Here is a 15,947-nt window from a genome sequence, read left to right as displayed (position 1 = left end):
ATGAATAGAAATAATATTGATTAATAGTACGATATTAATAGAAGCTACCGCTGGTCGGTGGCTTTTTTTATATTAAATTATTTTGCGTGTATGTGTTATTAAGACTGAATTGATATCAGAACACGCTTGTCATTGTCTAAATATTCAAGCCATTCATATAACCAGCCTTTATATTAAAGTACTGAGTAAATGGTTTGCAATATTTGGTCAAATCCCTACAATTAATAGTCCGTTTAAATCAGGAAGAATGCGTCTTATGACAACCCCTGCTGCTACCATCGATTTGTCGGCGCTACCGACCTTGTCTTCAGAGCTAAGCGAGCTGAATGAAGCTCAGCTTACTGAATTTACAAATGCTGCTGAATCTCTCATCCTACAAGTAACCGATGTGCGGGCGCTACAAGATTTGCGTGTGCAGTTGACAGGTAAAAAGAGCCCATTAACTGGCTGGTCAAAGCAGATGGGCAAACTCAGTGCTGATGACAAAAAAACCTATGGTGGCTGGTTGCATCAGGTGCGTAGCCGTATTCAGCAAGCATTGACTGATCAGCAACAACAGTTGGAAGTCGCCGCATTAAATGCCAAGCTAGAAAGCGAGAGCATTGACATTACTTTGCCTGCTCGCGGTGGTCAAAAAGGTCATTTGCATCCAGTCACGATGATTACTCAGCGTATGCAGCAGTATTTTATCCAAGCTGGCTTTAATGTGGCGACTGGCCCCGAAGTTGAGAGCGATTACTATAACTTTGAAGCATTAAATATCCCTTCGCATCATCCTGCGCGTGCGATGCATGATACCTTTTATTTTGATGCACACTATCTGTTGCGCACGCATACCAGCCCAGTACAGATTCGTACGATGGAAAAGAATGAGCCGCCGATTCGTATTATTTGTCCAGGCCGTGTTTATCGCAATGACTCGGACCAAACCCATTCGCCGATGTTTCATCAATTAGAAGGGCTGATGGTCACAGAGTCGAGCACTTTTGCTGAGCTAAAAGGGCTGATCAGTGAGTTCTTGGAAGCGTTTTTTGCCAAAGAGCTGACCGTTCGTTTCCGTCCGTCATTTTTCCCATTCACTGAGCCTTCTGCTGAAGTAGATATCTTAGACGATAATGGCAAATGGCTTGAAGTCATGGGCTGCGGTATGGTGCATCCACAAGTGCTGACCAACTGCGGTATTGACGCCGAAAAATACACAGGCTTTGCGTTTGGTATGGGTATAGAGCGCTTTGCAATGCTGTATTATGGTATCGATGATTTGCGCTTATTTTTCCAAAATGACGTGCGCTTCTTAAAGCAATTTGGCTAGCGTTTTCCTTGTTAATACAATGAGGTAATTTGCCAACCTTTACTCCAAAATATTTATTATAAAATTCTGATCTGAGATATTTATGAAAATTAGCGAACAGTGGCTACGTCAATGGGTGAATCCCACAAATACCAGCGAACAGTTGGCCGAACAGCTGACCATGGCAGGACTAGAGATTGATGATCGCTATGCGGTTGCCCGTGATTTTAGCGGTGTGGTTATCGGTGAAGTAATCAGTGTCGAGCAGCATCCAGATGCAGATAAATTACGAGTCACACAGGTAAATATCGGTGAAGCTGAGCCGTTACAAATCGTCTGCGGTGCGTCTAATGTGACAGTCGGTATGAAAGTGCCCGTTGCTACCGTCGGTGCCATATTACCGAGCGATGATGCGAAAGGTTTTAAAATTAAAAATAGCAAACTACGCGGTGTTGCCTCAAACGGTATGCTGTGCGGTGCTTCTGAAATTGACTTGGTCGATGATATAGATGGTTTGCTTGAACTGCCCGTTGATGCCCCGATTGGTACAGATATCCGTGCATACTTAGGCTTAGACAACCAAATATTAGACATCTCTATTACACCAAACCGTGGTGATTGCTTTAGTGTCCGTGGTATTGCGCGTGAAGTATCGGTCATTAACGACTTGCCTGTACAGATGCCAGAAATTTCTGACAATGTAGTGGTTGCTGATAATGGTGCAACGCCAGCGGTAACCGTTAATGCAGTTGAAGCATGTCCACGTTACTTATTACAATCGATTAGCAATATCGATCGTAGCATTGAGACACCAAAGTGGATGCAGGATGCGCTCGTTCAATCAGGACTACGTTCACATAACTTCTTGGTTGATGTGACCAACTATGTATTGATGGAGTTGGGTCAACCGCTACATGCTTTTGATGCAGACACGATCGTCGGTGATATCGTGGTACGTTTGGCACAGCCTGCTGAGACCATTACTTTGCTGAATGAGCAAACCATTACCCTAACGGGTGATGAGTTGGTGATTGCCGATGATAAAGGTGCATTGGCACTGGCTGGTATCATGGGTGGTCAGCGTAGTAGTATCACTGATGACACGACGAATATCGTGTTAGAAAGTGCCTTTTTTAATCAGCTAGCAATCGCTGCTCGTGCCCGTCGCTTTGGTTTACATACGGATGCGTCACAACGTTTTGAGCGTGGGGTTGATTTTGAATTACCAAAACTGGCATTGGCCCGTGCTTGTGATTTAATTACTAGCATCACTGGTGGTCAAGCTGGACAGATAGTGACAGCTGAAAACCTTGAGCATCTACCAGCACGTGCGCCGATTACATTGCCAATCGCTAAAGTACGTGATGTCATCGGTATTGATATTGATCCGTCAGAGATGGTGCGTACTTTAACCCAACTGGGTTTTGAAGTAGAGCAGCAGAGCGCCGCACTTATTTGCAAGCCACCTTCTTATCGTTTTGATATGAGTATCCGTGAGGATCTCATCGAAGAAATTGCGCGTATTTATGGCTATGACAATATTCCAAGCGTACTGCCACATTTGCAGGTAAGCATGGATTATGATGATACCGCAGACCTGACTCACGAGATGAAGCTAGCATTGGTCGATAATGGCTATATGGAAGCGATTAGCTTTAGCTTTAGCGATGCAAAACTAGAAGCATTGCTCGATGATGAGGCGCTCGGAGAAGTGTTGGCATTGGCAAATCCTATTTCTAGCGACTTAGCCGTTATGCGCCGTACCTTATTATCGAGTTTATTGCCTTGTGTACAATATAACCTTAACCGCCAGCAGCCACGCGTTCGTTTCTTTGAGACAGGCCTGAGCTTTGTTGGACAGAGTATTAGCGAATTAGTACAAACGCCAAGCATTGCGCTGGTGGCAGTTGGTGATGTATGGAGCGAGCAAGCTTATCAAAACCGTGCCTTAGACTTTTATGATCTCAAGCATGACATCGAACAGCTGCTACCAGCACAAATTGATAGTGCACGTATTCGTTATGAACGTAGCGAGCTAAGCTTCTTACATCCTGGGCAAAGTGCTAAATTGTATATCGATGATATATACGTGGGCTGGTTGGGTCAGCTACATCCAAATACGGCCAAGCAACTAGATTTGCCTGCGACCTGGGTTGCCCAATTATCACTTGCGCCGCTATTGACCCTCGCACGTGAGCAGCATGCCATCACGACACCGAGTAAGTTCCCACAGGTACGCCGTGATATTGCTATTTTAGTGGACAGTGATATTAGCTTACAGACTCTAGAGTCGACCGTACGAGCTGCGGCAGGCGAGTTGTTGATTGATTTGTGGCTATTTGATGTTTATCAAGGTGACAAAGTACCGGCAGGTCAGCGCTCATTGGCATTTGCACTTATATGGCAAGACAGCAGCCAGACTTTGTCTGATCAAGCGGTAAAAGCTGCCACAGATAAGGTTGTACAAACGCTAACCGACCAGCATTCAGTACAGCTACGTGACAGCTAACATTTAGTATGTATTATCCCAATGCTCTGTCGTCTCTTTACCATGAGGCTACGGAGCATTGCTATTCATAGCATAAGTTAAGTGGTTATTAATAAAGGGTTTTAATTCAGACTGTGTTAAAAACTCGTCTAAAAACCTTTATAATAGCTAGCCTTAACCCTCATACCGCTAAACCATGATATTCGACATCACGACATAGCAAAGGAGTCGTACTGTGAGCACCTTAACCAAATCTGACATGATTGAGCATTTAATGAGTCACCTAAACCTAACACGCCAAGAAGGCCGCTGTCTGGTGGAGAACTTTTTTGATGAGCTGTCAGATAGTTTGATTGATGGCAAAGAGGTCAAGCTTTCAGGCTTTGGCAACTTTGAACTTAAAGATAAAAACAGCCGCCCAGGTCGTAACCCTAAGACAGGGGAGCCTGTAGCAGTATCTGCACGCCGTGTGGTCACTTTTAAAACTGGGCAAAAATTCCGTCAGAAGGTTGATGAGCGTCTATTTGATACCTAATGTATGGTATTGCAGTGGTCTAAATGCTGGCGTGTCTGTTTTATCGTCGTCTTGTAGGATTTTCAATGTGTAGAGATACGTATTATTATTTTACGTACATCCACCTATCTAGCACCTCTACATAATGCATCACGCCTCTACGCTATGATCGTTTATAAAAGACAATCCCGCTAAAACCATAAATGACAGGCACAAAAAAAGAGAGCATAGGCTCTCTTTTTTTTACTACAGTTTATCTATTGTATGAACAATAAATTACTGAGCAGCTGGTGCTTCTTCTTCAACTACTGTATCAGCAGCGTCAACAGCAGGAGTTTCGCTAGCTACGTCTACGCTAGTAGTAGTACCGTCTACAGGAACTTCAGCGTCCATTTCGTCAGTAGCAGTTGCTTCTTGAGCATCAGCGATTTCAGCTTCAGCGCCGGCAACAGCAGCGTCTGCATCAGCAGTCATTTCGCCTTCAGCAGCAGCTTCGTTTAGCTCTTCTGAAGCGTCTTGCACTTCTTCTTGCGCGTCAGATAAATCTTCAGCTGCATTTTCTTTGCTGCTGTCACAGGCAGTAAGGCCCATAGTTGCAGTCATGATACCAGCTAGAGCAAGTAATTTAAGTTTCATATGGTTTTCTCCGGAAAAATGAAATGAGCAGTAGCAGCAAAAAAGGTTGAATACCGAGATTTCTCAGAATTCAACTAGTCTTAGTTACAGCTACTCAGCTTTCACGCATTCTATAGGTTTTTTATGTAAATAGAAATAGCTTGTACAATTAAGTAACAATAATATTTAAAATAATATTTTACTTTGTCTGTTCGATAGTATTTTTAATACAAAAATCCTGATTAATCTACGTATAATCAATGACATCAGTGTGTTTGAACGTTTTTCTGCCTCTTGATTTTCATCATCAATTGTCGTCATTTATCTTGTTTTTTTTGGTGAAATCAAAGGTAAATCAGCTGATTGTCATGATGCATATAGACAAACCACGACCTAATTAAATAATACTGAACACGCTCTAATATAAGTAGCGAGTCACTCTATATCTGAGGAATACAATTATGAAATGGCAAGGCAGACGAGGTAGCTCCAATGTGCGATCTAGTACAGGTGGTGGCAAAATGATCGGTGGCGGTATCGGTGGTATTATTATTGCTGGTATTCTATGGTTGGTATTTGGGGTAAACCCAATGACAGCGTTACAGACTGGTCAGGCGGTGACAGGTGGTGGCAAAAGTACCTCTACAGCGCCTACAACCAACACAGATCGAGACACACAGTTTGTAAAAGTCGTATTGGCAGATACCGAGGAAGTCTGGCATCAGATATTCAATGAAGCGGGCAGTACTTATAAAGAGCCCTCATTGATTTTGTTTAATGGTCAAGTCAGTTCGGCATGTGGTAGTGCGAGCTCTGCAACGGGGCCCTTTTACTGTCCAGGCGATCAAACTATTTATTTGGATACGTCATTTTTTGTAGAGATGCGCCAAAATCTTGGCATATCAGGCGATCAACAAGGATCTGGTGGTGAAGAAAACCAAGGCAAAGCGGGCGATTTTGCGCAGGCTTATGTCATCTCGCATGAAGTGGGTCACCATGTACAGACGCTGCTGGGTATTAGTCAACAAGTCAATGAGGCTCGTCAGCAAGTGACACAAGCAGAATCTAATAAGTTGTCAGTATTGCAAGAGTTACAGGCGGACTGCTTTGCTGGTGTATGGGCTCAACGCAATCAGCAACGTGTACAGTTTTTGGAAGCGGGCGATATTGATGAAGCAGTCAATGCTGCGGGTCAGATAGGTGATGATCGTCTAGCAAAAGCGAGTGGCGGTGCGGTAGTCCCTGATAATTTTACCCATGGCACTAGCCAACAACGCGTTGAATGGTTTACTCGTGGTCTAGAAAGCGGTAGTGTACAATCTTGTGATACGTTCAGCGGTGCACTTTAATAGAGATATTTTTTAATGAAAGTGCGATGCATAGACTTGTCATAAGAATGAAAACATAAAAAAGCCTGCAATTGATTGCAGGCTTTTTATCATCTTTTATCTGATAGTACTCAATCAATTATCAAGTAATATCAGCGTAGAGAGATTTAGTTGTTATCAATGACGTAACCACCAGCGCCACCGATAGCTGCACCAGCTAAGGCACCACGAGCGATATCTTTGCTGTCGCCTTTACTTCTGATGAGCGCGCCAGCAGCAGCACCGGCAGTAGCGCCTTTAGCTGTGTTGCTCATGCCGCCATAAGAGTTACAACCAGTCATGATTAGTGCTGAGCTAGTAATGGCTGTCATTACGATCGTTTTAGCAAATTTCATATTATCACCTATTAAGTCATCAAGTTTAAAATGCAATACCTTTAAAATACAGTGTCCATGATATTTTTAAGCATATTCCTACCGCCTATCATAATAGTCGGTTGCTCGTATTGTAGTCGTAGTAAAAACGCTAAACTTTGCAAACAAGATGTAAGCGATGTTGCCACACTGTATCATCGATAGTGCTTGTGAACGACAGTGCAGATTACGCCCTAGTTTAACTATTAATACTTCGATACTGCTATAAAAAAGACCACCTATAGGTAGTCTTAATATTGAATCAAAGCTAAATACATCTAACAAGCTCATTGAAAATTAGTTTTGTGATTTACGCTTCATTTGCTCAAAGAATTCATCATTGGTCTTCGCTTCTTTTAGGCGATCCAATAAGAATTCAGTCGCTTGTACACCATCCATCGGTTGTAGCAATTTACGTAAAATCCAAACTTTGCGCAATTTATCTTCATCAAGCAGACGCTCTTCGCGACGAGTGCCAGATTTTTTGATATTAATCGCAGGGAAGACACGTTTTTCAGCCAAGTCGCGTTCAAGCGTAATCTCTTGGTTACCTGTACCTTTGAATTCTTCAAAGATAACGCTGTCCATTTTACTACCAGTATCGATAAGAGCACTGGCAATAATGGTCAAACTACCACCTTCTTCAACATTACGGGCAGCACCAAAGAAGCGTTTTGGACGTTCTAGCGCATTGGCATCCAGACCACCTGTCAACACTTTGCCTGACGATGGTATGACCGTGTTATACGCACGCGCTAGACGGGTAATAGAATCCAATAAGATAACCACATCTTGCTTATGTTCGACCAAACGTTTGGCCTTTTCGATGACCATTTCAGCCACTTGTACGTGACGCTGTGGCGGCTCATCAAAGGTAGAGGCAACCACTTCACCGCGTACGGTGCGTACCATTTCGGTCACTTCTTCTGGACGCTCATCAATCAATAGAACGATGAGATAACACTCAGGATTATTACGGGTAATCGACTGTGCGATGGTCTGTAGCAGCATCGTTTTACCGGCTTTTGGCGGCGCGACGATGATAGAGCGCTGACCTTTACCAATCGGAGCGATTAGGTCGATGATACGACCCGTCAAATCTTCAGTAGTACCGTTACCCAGCTCAAGTTTTAGCTGTTCAGTTGGGAATAGGGGCGTCAAGTTCTCAAAGATAAGCTTATGACGTGAGCGATCTGGTGTGTCAAAGTTGATCTCGCCAACTTTCAATAGCGCAAAATAACGCTCAGAATCTTTTGGTGGGCGAATCGTACCAGCGATACTGTCACCAGTTTTGAGGCTAAAGCGACGAATTTGGCTAGGGCTGACGTAAATATCGTCAGGACCTGCTAAATAAGAGCCCTCTGATGAGCGCAAAAAGCCAAAACCATCAGGAAGAACCTCAAGAACGCCGTCACCATAAATGGCTTCGCCGTTACGGGCATGGGTTTTTAAGATAGCAAAGATAATGTCTTGTTTACGGCTACGCGCCATATTATCAAGACCCATTTCTTTGGCAATAGCCAATAGCTCAGCGATTGATTTTTTCTTTAATTCAGTAAGATTCATAGATAGGTCATTAGCAGTTGATCAGATGAGAGATGCCATTAGCAGCACAAGTCACGACAGTGATTAAAATAACGAGAATCTGATGATAAGGGTATGTGCGCAGCGCTGTGGTTTATGTAGTTTTGGTTTTACATGTCTGCTTATGTACGCATTGCCATCATTGGATGCAAGCTAATAAGAAATAAGGATAAAAAAGGCTACATAAGGGTCTGCGTCAAAAACTCAATATCAGTAATTGCGTTTAGTCATTTTGTTCAGCAATGGTGTTTATAATGACGATTGTGTTTTTGTTGATAAACACGAGGAGAATAGCGACAAGATACTTAGGAAAACAGTTGGTTTTCTCTTGTCAGCAGACTATACGGTCTTCACAATAGCGTTGTCAATAAATTTTGCCAAAAAAATCGTATAATTGAGTTTTTTGCACAAAAAACAGGCAAAAAAGCCACTATCTTAGTCAGATAATGGCTTTTTCGGTCATTCTATTTTACCCGCTCAGGATGGTCTAGAGCGAGAAAATGTAACTTATAAATGCTTGTCTAGTACTTTAGCCAATTCAGCTTTTGGCTGTAGACCCATGACTGAATCAACTTTTTCGCCATCTTTGAATACAAATAACGTTGGGATGTTGCGAATACCAAAACGGCTGGCTGCTTGTGGGTTGTTGTCCACGTCTACTTTGACGATCTTAACTTTACCTTGGTACTCAGCGGCTAGATCTTCTAAAATAGGAGCGATGGCTTTACAAGGACCACACCACGTTGCCCAAAAATCTACCAGTACAGGTACATCTGATTGTAGGACATCTTGATCAAAGTTGGTGTCGGTAGTATTAACGATAAGGTCTGACATAGTTTTATCTCTCTTGTTTTATTATTTCTATCACCACTCATCAACATATATATTGGTTTCATAATAAGTTGGTTAGCGGTCAAAGAATTGTTTAGAAGGGGTGAAAATGTGCCATTATATTAACATGTTTGCCCTGATTTGACAGATACGGGCTGGTTAAATTGTTTAACAACTAGTATTAGCACAATAAATCGAAATAGATTAACTTAGGGCGTGTCATCAATTAGCACATTAATAAATTTAGTGGCCTTAAAATGGCTAAGTTTTGCTAAACATCGTCAGCAATTTTGCCAATATGTTCATATTGACGGCAATTTCTTCCTTGTTTATCTATAATTTTTCTCATGTTAAGCCCCACAATCTAGTTGATGACACGCCCTAGTTGAAAGTCATATTGATTAAAAACGATGTGATGCCTTATTCGGCATAGCAGCTGGCTCTAATAAGTGTAGAATTCAGTCAAGTCGTGTCCAAATTCGCTATCCTACCTAAAACAGTAGCAATCAAAAATCCTTATCTTAAAACCAATTGATATAAGTAGTTAATTTTATGCCTTTCACTGATGAAAAAATCAACACCCTCAACGCACAAGAAAACGCTTATCCGCTTGAGTTCTTTAAGAATTTTGCGCAAGCGATTACGGTTTATGAAGACGATGATATTTGGGTGGTTGATAAACCTGCGGGATTGTTAAGTGTCGATGGTAAGACTCTAAAAGTGAGTCTACTTGCTCGGCTTGAGCGTGCCAATCCAGCGGTTAAACTGATTCATCGCTTAGATATGGATACCTCGGGATTGCTTATTTTTGCAAAAAATGCCGCTGCTCAAACCAATATCAGTAAGCAGTTTATTGAACGTTTACCGCAAAAAAAATACCAAGCACGTGTCTTTGGACAGTGGGAGCAGGTCGGTGCAACGGGAGAAATATCGGTGCCAGTACGTTATGAGCCAAGTACCAAACCGCGCCATATCGTCGACTACGACTGGCCAAAGCATGCGTTAACTATGTATGAAGTATTGGCGCATGAAATGTGTAACGGGCAGATGGTTACCCGAGTGATGTTAAAACCAGTCACGGGTCGCAGTCATCAGCTACGCGTACATATGGTTCATGTCGATCATGTGATGATTGGTGACCCTATTTATGCTGAAGGTGCGGCACTAGAAATAGCACCAAGGTTGAACTTACATGCACAGCAATTGCGATTAAAGCATCCAGTACTGGGTGCTTGGATGGACTGGGAAAGCCCATGCCCATTTTGATGCGTTAGATTTTTGAAGTGTGCAGTCAACAGAGGCCATGAACGTTGTGGCTTCAAATCCAGTCATATAATACCAGTCATGCAAATACAAGGATGAGAGTATGCTTGATATCACCACTACCAAACAGGCCATCAAAAACCGCCTCAAACGTAGAAAGTTGCAGATGGACAAGGTAGCCGACTATGAAGTATTGATTATCGGTGCGGGTATCGCGGGCATTGGTATGGCTTGCCGTCTACAGCAACCACCGCATAAAGGTCTCTTCGGTCGTACAGCCCCAAAAAAACGAAAGCAGAAAACATCGACTCATGAGCAAAAAAGTCCGCAGCGCTTTGCTATCTTCGAAAAACGTGCTGAATTGGGCGGGACATGGGATTTGTTTACGTATCCTGGGATTCGCTCTGACTCTGATGCCTTAACCTTTGGCTATAACTTTAGGCCATGGCTAGATTACAGAATGTTGGCAGCAGGCAATGATATCAAGCGCTATATTGCCGACACGGCACGTGAGTTTGGGGTGGCCAAACATATCTATTATCAGCATGAAGTTCAGCAGGTATCATGGTCGAGTGACGATCAGCAGTGGTCAGCAATCATCAAAAACCATGCGAGCGGTGAGCTGTTCGTCAAGACAGCCAGGTTTATCGTGGGGGCGACTGGCTATTATGATTATGAGCAAGGCTATCGACCACATTTTGAAGCAGAAGAAGATTTTCGTGGTCGTATCGTCCATCCACAGCACTGGAATAACCTAGACTATGACGATAAAAGAATCGTCATTATTGGTAGCGGTGCGACAGCGATGACGTTGCTACCTGCGCTGGTAGACGAGAAAAGCGAGCAACGTGCTCGTCATGTCACGATGCTACAGCGTACGCCGACCTATGTGGCAAGTGTGCCGGGTGACGACTATGCTATTGACTGGCTATCGGGCAAGTTTTCACCGTTATCAAAAGCGCAAGCCTACACAGTATTGCGTGCGCGTAATGTGCTGCAACAACAAGGTCTGTATAAGGTCGCTACCCATGTACCCAAAGTGATGAAGGCCGTGCTAAAAGGCGGCGTAAAGAAAGAACTGAAAGGTAGCGGCGTTGATGTTGAGCATTTTATGCCTGACTACAATCCATGGGATCAACGGGTCTGTGCCGTACCCGACGGTGATTTATTCAAAGCCTTGCAAGGCAAGCGTGCAGCAGTGATGACCGATCAGATCAGTCACTTTACGGAGACAGGTATCATGCTGCAATCTGGTCAGCATCTCGATGCAGATATTATCGTGACAGCGACAGGGCTAAAATTGCAAATGTTGGGTGGGGCAGCTGTATATATTGACGGTCAAGCTATCGATATCGGCACGCGCATGACTTATAAAGCGGTCATGATTGAAGATATACCAAATATGGCCGTATTGTTTGGCTACACCAATGCCTCATGGACATTAAAGATCGATTTGGCGTGTCAGTATGTGGTACGGCTACTTGGGTATATGCATAAGAATCGTTACCAAGTCGTATGGCCACGAGCACAGACTGCCGATATGACAGCCTGTGCGCAGGCAGATACCGTGATGGGTTCGCTCTCATCTGGATATGTCAGGCGCGCCAAAGACGAGCTACCCAAGCAAGGCGACCGCTATCCATGGTACGTGACCAATAACTATCTAAGTGATCGAGTCATGCTGAGGTATCGTAAGATAAAAGACGACTGGTTACGGTTTAGTCGTTAGCCATCAGCAGACCTAATATTTGAATGTTCAACAGACCTTAGTGATAAAACCAGCAACTTGTTTGCTTAGCATCTGCCACAAGGTTTCTTGTGCGGTTTTGCTGCCCCATGCATTGTGCGGGCTAAAGATAACACGTGGATGGTCTTTCAAGCTCAATAAAGGATCGTCATTAGCGATAGGCTCTTGTTCAAAGACATCACTGGCATAGCCGATAATTTGCTCATTATTGATCGCATCAGTCAATGCTTGGCTATCAACGACGCCACCACGTGCGACGTTGACGATGAGCGGCTGCTTGGTCATTTTTGCCAGAGTATCTTTATTAATAAGGTGCTCAGTTTGTTCGTTTAGCGGACAGTGTAGGCTGATCACATCGGCACGCGCTAGCACTTCATCAAACGCGGTATAGTCATCGCTGCGCGGCGTGCGTCCTTGGTGCTCTGCCCATAGTACGGTCATGCCAAAGGTACGAGCGATCTCGGTCACCCGCTTGCCAATGGTGCCAATACCAATGATACCCAACGTCTTATCTTCCAAATCTATCAGCGGAATATCAAGCAAGCAAAAATTACCGTTTGTCGCCCATGTGCCGTCAGCAACTTTTTGATGATAATGAATACCAGCACGCATAGCGGTCAGCATCAGCATAAAGGTATGTTCAGGGACGCTTTTTACGGCATAGCCTGCAACGTTATAAAGAGCTACGTCATGCTTATCGCAAGCCTCTTGATCGACGTTATTCATGCCCGTGGCGGTCAATTGGATAAGCTTGAGTTTGGGCAGCTGCTCTATCACTTCAGCACCAATCTGGACTTTGTTTGTGATGATGATATCGGCGTCCTTACAACGATCAATGATGGCATTCGTGTCTTTTGGCGTATCGTTATAAGTGATGTAATCGCTCACACCCATTGGCGCTGGCAGGTCAATACCTTCAGAAAAAGTACCTTTATCTAAAAAAACGGCTTGCATGGCTGCTCCTTACTGATTGTTGTTTTATAGATAGTTAGCGAATGAATGTCTATCGAACAAATAGTTATCGGTTTAATGTAGCACGTTGGTATTCTTAGTCAAAAATAAGCAAGCAATAAAAGTTAAATCTCATTCTGTTTTTAAACTGAAAGTAATATCTATAGTCAAAGAACTCTAAAGTGGATACAAGGCAGCCGACTGCAGATTGTACAAGTAGTACATCTAAGAAGGGTAACGCCGTAGCGGTTTAGGGCGTGTCCTCAATTCAATCGATAGTTATCTAAATGGGTTGAAAATGGCTAAATCTTGCCAAACGGCGTCAAATAGCTGACTAATATCTCGATATTATCTGCGCTATTTTCCTTGTTTGACTGCAATTTATCTCATTTTTATCACCATTTTTAAAATGAGGACACGCCCTAGTAGTTCACCGACTATATACGATGAATATTATTTCAAACAAAGAAAAGACCTCTACTTCAATATTGAAGTAGAGGTCTTTTGGTTAGACAATAAGTTTTAGATATTGCTAAGACACGCCCTAATAACAGGCATTAAAAAGAAAAACGCTTGCGCAATTTACCAATAAAACTGCGTACACGATTGCTCAAATCAATGCGAACATCATTTTCAGGGTCGTGCTCTACTTCATAACGTTTCACCAAATCAGGGCTGGCTTTGAGTTTGGTATGATGTTGAAAAGCACGGTTGACGCTAATTTCTAGTAAGCTGGCACGCATCGGTTTCGGTAAGCAGCGATAGACCTGACCCTTATTAATCAAATCAATCAGCAAGCCTGCATCTTGAAATTCAGTTTGCACCAAAACGACCAAATGCGGGGCGTCTTGTTTTAAGGTAAAGATTATTGGCGCGATGTTTTCGCCACTAACATTGATGTCGGTAATACAAACACCGATATCGTAGTTTGCCAGATAGTCATAAGCTTCTTCTAAACCTTCAGCATGCAGTACTTTGTAATTATTGGAGAACTGCTTGCGGATTTGCTCGATGAGCTCATCAGTTTCATCGATCACCAACAGCGTTTGCTTGTTGTCTGAGCTATCGATTTGATTGGCGTCTTCATCTGGATTGTAGGTCAGTGCGATTTCGGTGGCACGGCCGACGACAGCGATTAGCTCTTCAGATTTGCAGGGCTTGGTCAAATAACGATAAATCTCACCATCGTTAATAGAGCCAATAATGGCATTCAAATCGGCATAGCCCGTTAATAAAATACGCATGGTAGACGGTGATATGTCTTTTACTTCACGTAAGATATCGACACCGACACGCTCAGGCATACGTTGGTCACTGATCGCCACGTATACATGATTGTTTTTGATATAGTCGATATACTCAGCAGGATCAGTCGTGATAAAAACGTCATGGGTTTTACGAAAGAGGAGTTTCATAGAACGTAAAATGCGTTGTTCATCGTCAATAAACGCAATTTTTGGTTTAGGTTCAGTACTTAGAGTAGACGGTTGGATGTTGTCTTCAATCTCATTCATGATCGTATCCTTACGATGAGTAGTAGAGGCTAGGTTATAGGTATTATGCCTTTTGTCAGCGCCGCCCAGTCTAGACCAGTCATGCGCTGACAACGCAATAAGCGTGTTGCTTATGCCGACATGTTTTGTTCTGTTAAATTATTATTGATGGGTAAGGTTAAGGTAAACACCGTGCCAACGCCTTCAGTAGAGGTGGCGGTAATCGCACCATTGTGTTGTTCCATGATTTGCTGACTGATGGCCATGCCTAGGCCAGTGCCTTCACCTGCTGCCTTTGTGGTAAAGAACGGCTCAAATATTTGATCCAATACGGTTTGACTCATGCCTTTACCGTTATCAGTTACTTCAATGTATACGTTGGTGTCATCAGCATAGGTGCGCACTTCGATTTTGTCATCAGGCTTGCCTTCCATGGCTTGCGAAGCATTGTTTAATAGGTTGACTAGCACCTGATTGATTTGCGATGGTGAGCATTTGATTTCAGGCGTTGGGCCAAAATCAGTGACAATGGCTTGATGTTTAATAGAGTTACCAGCGATTTTAAGCGAAGACTCAATACACTCGCGCACATCGATGGTCTTCACTTTTGACTCATCAAGGCGTGCAAAGTTACGTAAATTGAGGACCATTTCGGTAATCTGTTCTACCCCAAACAAGGAGTCTTTGATCAGCTCTTTTAGCTCAGATGACAGATCATCTTCTTGAATCTCATCCGACGCACGAACAATATCTGCCAATAACTTGTCGATTTTGTCATCCGCTGCTGCTTCAGGTTGAATGCCTTTTAACCCTTGTACCAATTCAATCAGCTCTTCGTATTGCTCAGTCAGCTGACCGATGATTTCGAGATTGTTTTGCACATAAGACAACGGTGTGTTTACTTCATGAGCAACGCCTGCAACCATTTGACCGAGGGTCGCCATTTTTTCAGATCGTATCAGCTGCAATTGTGAGTTTTTCAGCTCTTTTAAAGTGTCTTGTAGCTCAGCGGTACGCTCTTCGACTTTGACCTCTAGCTGTTGATTAATATTGGCAAGCTTACCTTCATTAGACTGAATACGATTGAGCAGCTCATTGATAGAGTGATTCACTAGGCCAATTTCATTACGTCCGCCCGCAAATTTAACGTCACTAAGCTTGTTATATTGCTTGTCATCGATCAGTTTTTCAGCGAGAGAGATTTTGTCTGTGGTTTCTTTCAATGGTTTAAATGCCAAAAATTTCAGCATAAAATAGATCAGTGCAACGGTCACAAATAGCGCTAACATGATTGATTTGATCAGGTTTTTGCTCAAGTTATCAGCAATGGCATTGACGGTCGCGTCTGGTTGTATAGTACATCCTTTATAAAAGTGGTACAGTTCTTTTAAAATAAGCGAAAAGTAAAAAGATTATGACTTATTCAGCA

13 protein-coding genes are annotated in these 15,947 nt (G+C 43.1%); 6 read left to right on the top strand and 7 right to left on the bottom strand.

Going from position 1 to position 15,947, the window contains the following annotated elements; all coding sequences use genetic code 11:
• The first annotated feature begins 256 nt into the window (after positions 1-256).
• From pheS to QL982_RS12630, 3 genes are all read left to right on the top strand, one after another.
• Entirely contained in the window at positions 257-1,312 is a 1,056-nt protein-coding gene (pheS, locus tag QL982_RS12640) for a phenylalanine--tRNA ligase subunit alpha (RefSeq protein ID WP_290164122.1), read from the top strand.
• Positions 1,313-1,394: 82 nt separating this feature from the next.
• Entirely contained in the window at positions 1,395-3,800 is a 2,406-nt protein-coding gene (gene pheT / locus QL982_RS12635) for a phenylalanine--tRNA ligase subunit beta (protein ID WP_290164121.1), read from the top strand.
• A gap of 214 nt (positions 3,801-4,014) precedes the next feature.
• Positions 4,015-4,314: an integration host factor subunit alpha gene (locus QL982_RS12630; RefSeq protein ID WP_058023539.1), complete on the top strand. Its 300-nt coding sequence runs from the start codon at positions 4,015-4,017 to the stop codon at positions 4,312-4,314.
• A 255-nt stretch (positions 4,315-4,569) separates the two neighbouring features.
• On the opposite strand, the gene QL982_RS12625 is transcribed toward QL982_RS12630, so the two are convergent.
• Positions 4,570-4,929: a hypothetical protein gene (locus tag QL982_RS12625; RefSeq protein ID WP_290164120.1), complete on the bottom strand. Its 360-nt coding sequence runs from the start codon at positions 4,927-4,929 to the stop codon at positions 4,570-4,572.
• Between the two features lie 440 nt (positions 4,930-5,369).
• Here QL982_RS12625 and QL982_RS12620 point away from each other — a divergent pair, with 440 nt between their 5' ends.
• The gene (locus QL982_RS12620) at positions 5,370-6,257 is read left to right on the top strand and encodes a neutral zinc metallopeptidase (RefSeq protein WP_290165416.1); all 888 of its coding nucleotides are present in this window, start codon (positions 5,370-5,372) and stop codon (positions 6,255-6,257) included.
• Between the two features lie 146 nt (positions 6,258-6,403).
• Here QL982_RS12620 and QL982_RS12615 read toward each other — a convergent pair whose 3' ends face one another.
• From QL982_RS12615 to trxA, 3 genes are all read right to left on the bottom strand, one after another.
• Positions 6,404-6,631 (bottom strand): glycine zipper 2TM domain-containing protein, encoded by a 228-nt coding sequence (locus QL982_RS12615; protein WP_290165414.1) that lies wholly within the window; start codon positions 6,629-6,631, stop codon positions 6,404-6,406.
• A 315-nt stretch (positions 6,632-6,946) separates the two neighbouring features.
• Positions 6,947-8,215, bottom strand: a complete 1,269-nt coding sequence (gene rho / locus QL982_RS12610; RefSeq protein WP_025651526.1) for a transcription termination factor Rho — start codon at positions 8,213-8,215, stop codon at positions 6,947-6,949.
• Between the two features lie 525 nt (positions 8,216-8,740).
• Entirely contained in the window at positions 8,741-9,067 is a 327-nt protein-coding gene (gene trxA / locus QL982_RS12605) for a thioredoxin (protein ID WP_290165410.1), read from the bottom strand.
• Positions 9,068-9,616: 549 nt separating this feature from the next.
• On the opposite strand from trxA, the gene QL982_RS12600 reads away from it, so the two are divergent.
• Together QL982_RS12600 and QL982_RS12595 are read left to right on the top strand one after the other, a co-directional pair.
• Positions 9,617-10,330, top strand: coding sequence for an RluA family pseudouridine synthase (locus QL982_RS12600; RefSeq protein WP_290165408.1), 714 nt, complete (start codon positions 9,617-9,619; stop codon positions 10,328-10,330).
• A 100-nt stretch (positions 10,331-10,430) separates the two neighbouring features.
• Complete coding sequence (locus tag QL982_RS12595) at positions 10,431-12,056, top strand: NAD(P)/FAD-dependent oxidoreductase (RefSeq protein WP_290165405.1); 1,626 nt, start codon at positions 10,431-10,433, stop codon at positions 12,054-12,056.
• A gap of 27 nt (positions 12,057-12,083) precedes the next feature.
• On the opposite strand, the gene QL982_RS12590 is transcribed toward QL982_RS12595, so the two are convergent.
• The 3 genes from QL982_RS12590 to QL982_RS12580 form a co-directional block, all read right to left on the bottom strand.
• The gene (locus tag QL982_RS12590) at positions 12,084-13,028 is read right to left on the bottom strand and encodes an NAD(P)-dependent oxidoreductase (RefSeq protein ID WP_290190366.1); all 945 of its coding nucleotides are present in this window, start codon (positions 13,026-13,028) and stop codon (positions 12,084-12,086) included.
• 554 nt (positions 13,029-13,582) lie between these two features.
• On the bottom strand, positions 13,583-14,539 hold the full coding sequence (locus QL982_RS12585) for a response regulator (RefSeq protein ID WP_290163412.1): 957 nt from the start codon (positions 14,537-14,539) through the stop codon (positions 13,583-13,585).
• A gap of 110 nt (positions 14,540-14,649) precedes the next feature.
• Positions 14,650-15,768, bottom strand: coding sequence for an ATP-binding protein (locus QL982_RS12580; protein WP_290190365.1), 1,119 nt, complete (start codon positions 15,766-15,768; stop codon positions 14,650-14,652).
• Positions 15,769-15,947: the final 179 nt, after the last annotated feature.

Source organism: Psychrobacter sp. 5A.1, from assembly GCF_030407455.1.
Classification (GTDB): domain Bacteria; phylum Pseudomonadota; class Gammaproteobacteria; order Pseudomonadales; family Moraxellaceae; genus Psychrobacter.
The sequence above is the reverse complement of the archived record's forward strand: the minus strand, read 5'-3'. Positions and strand labels throughout refer to the sequence as shown.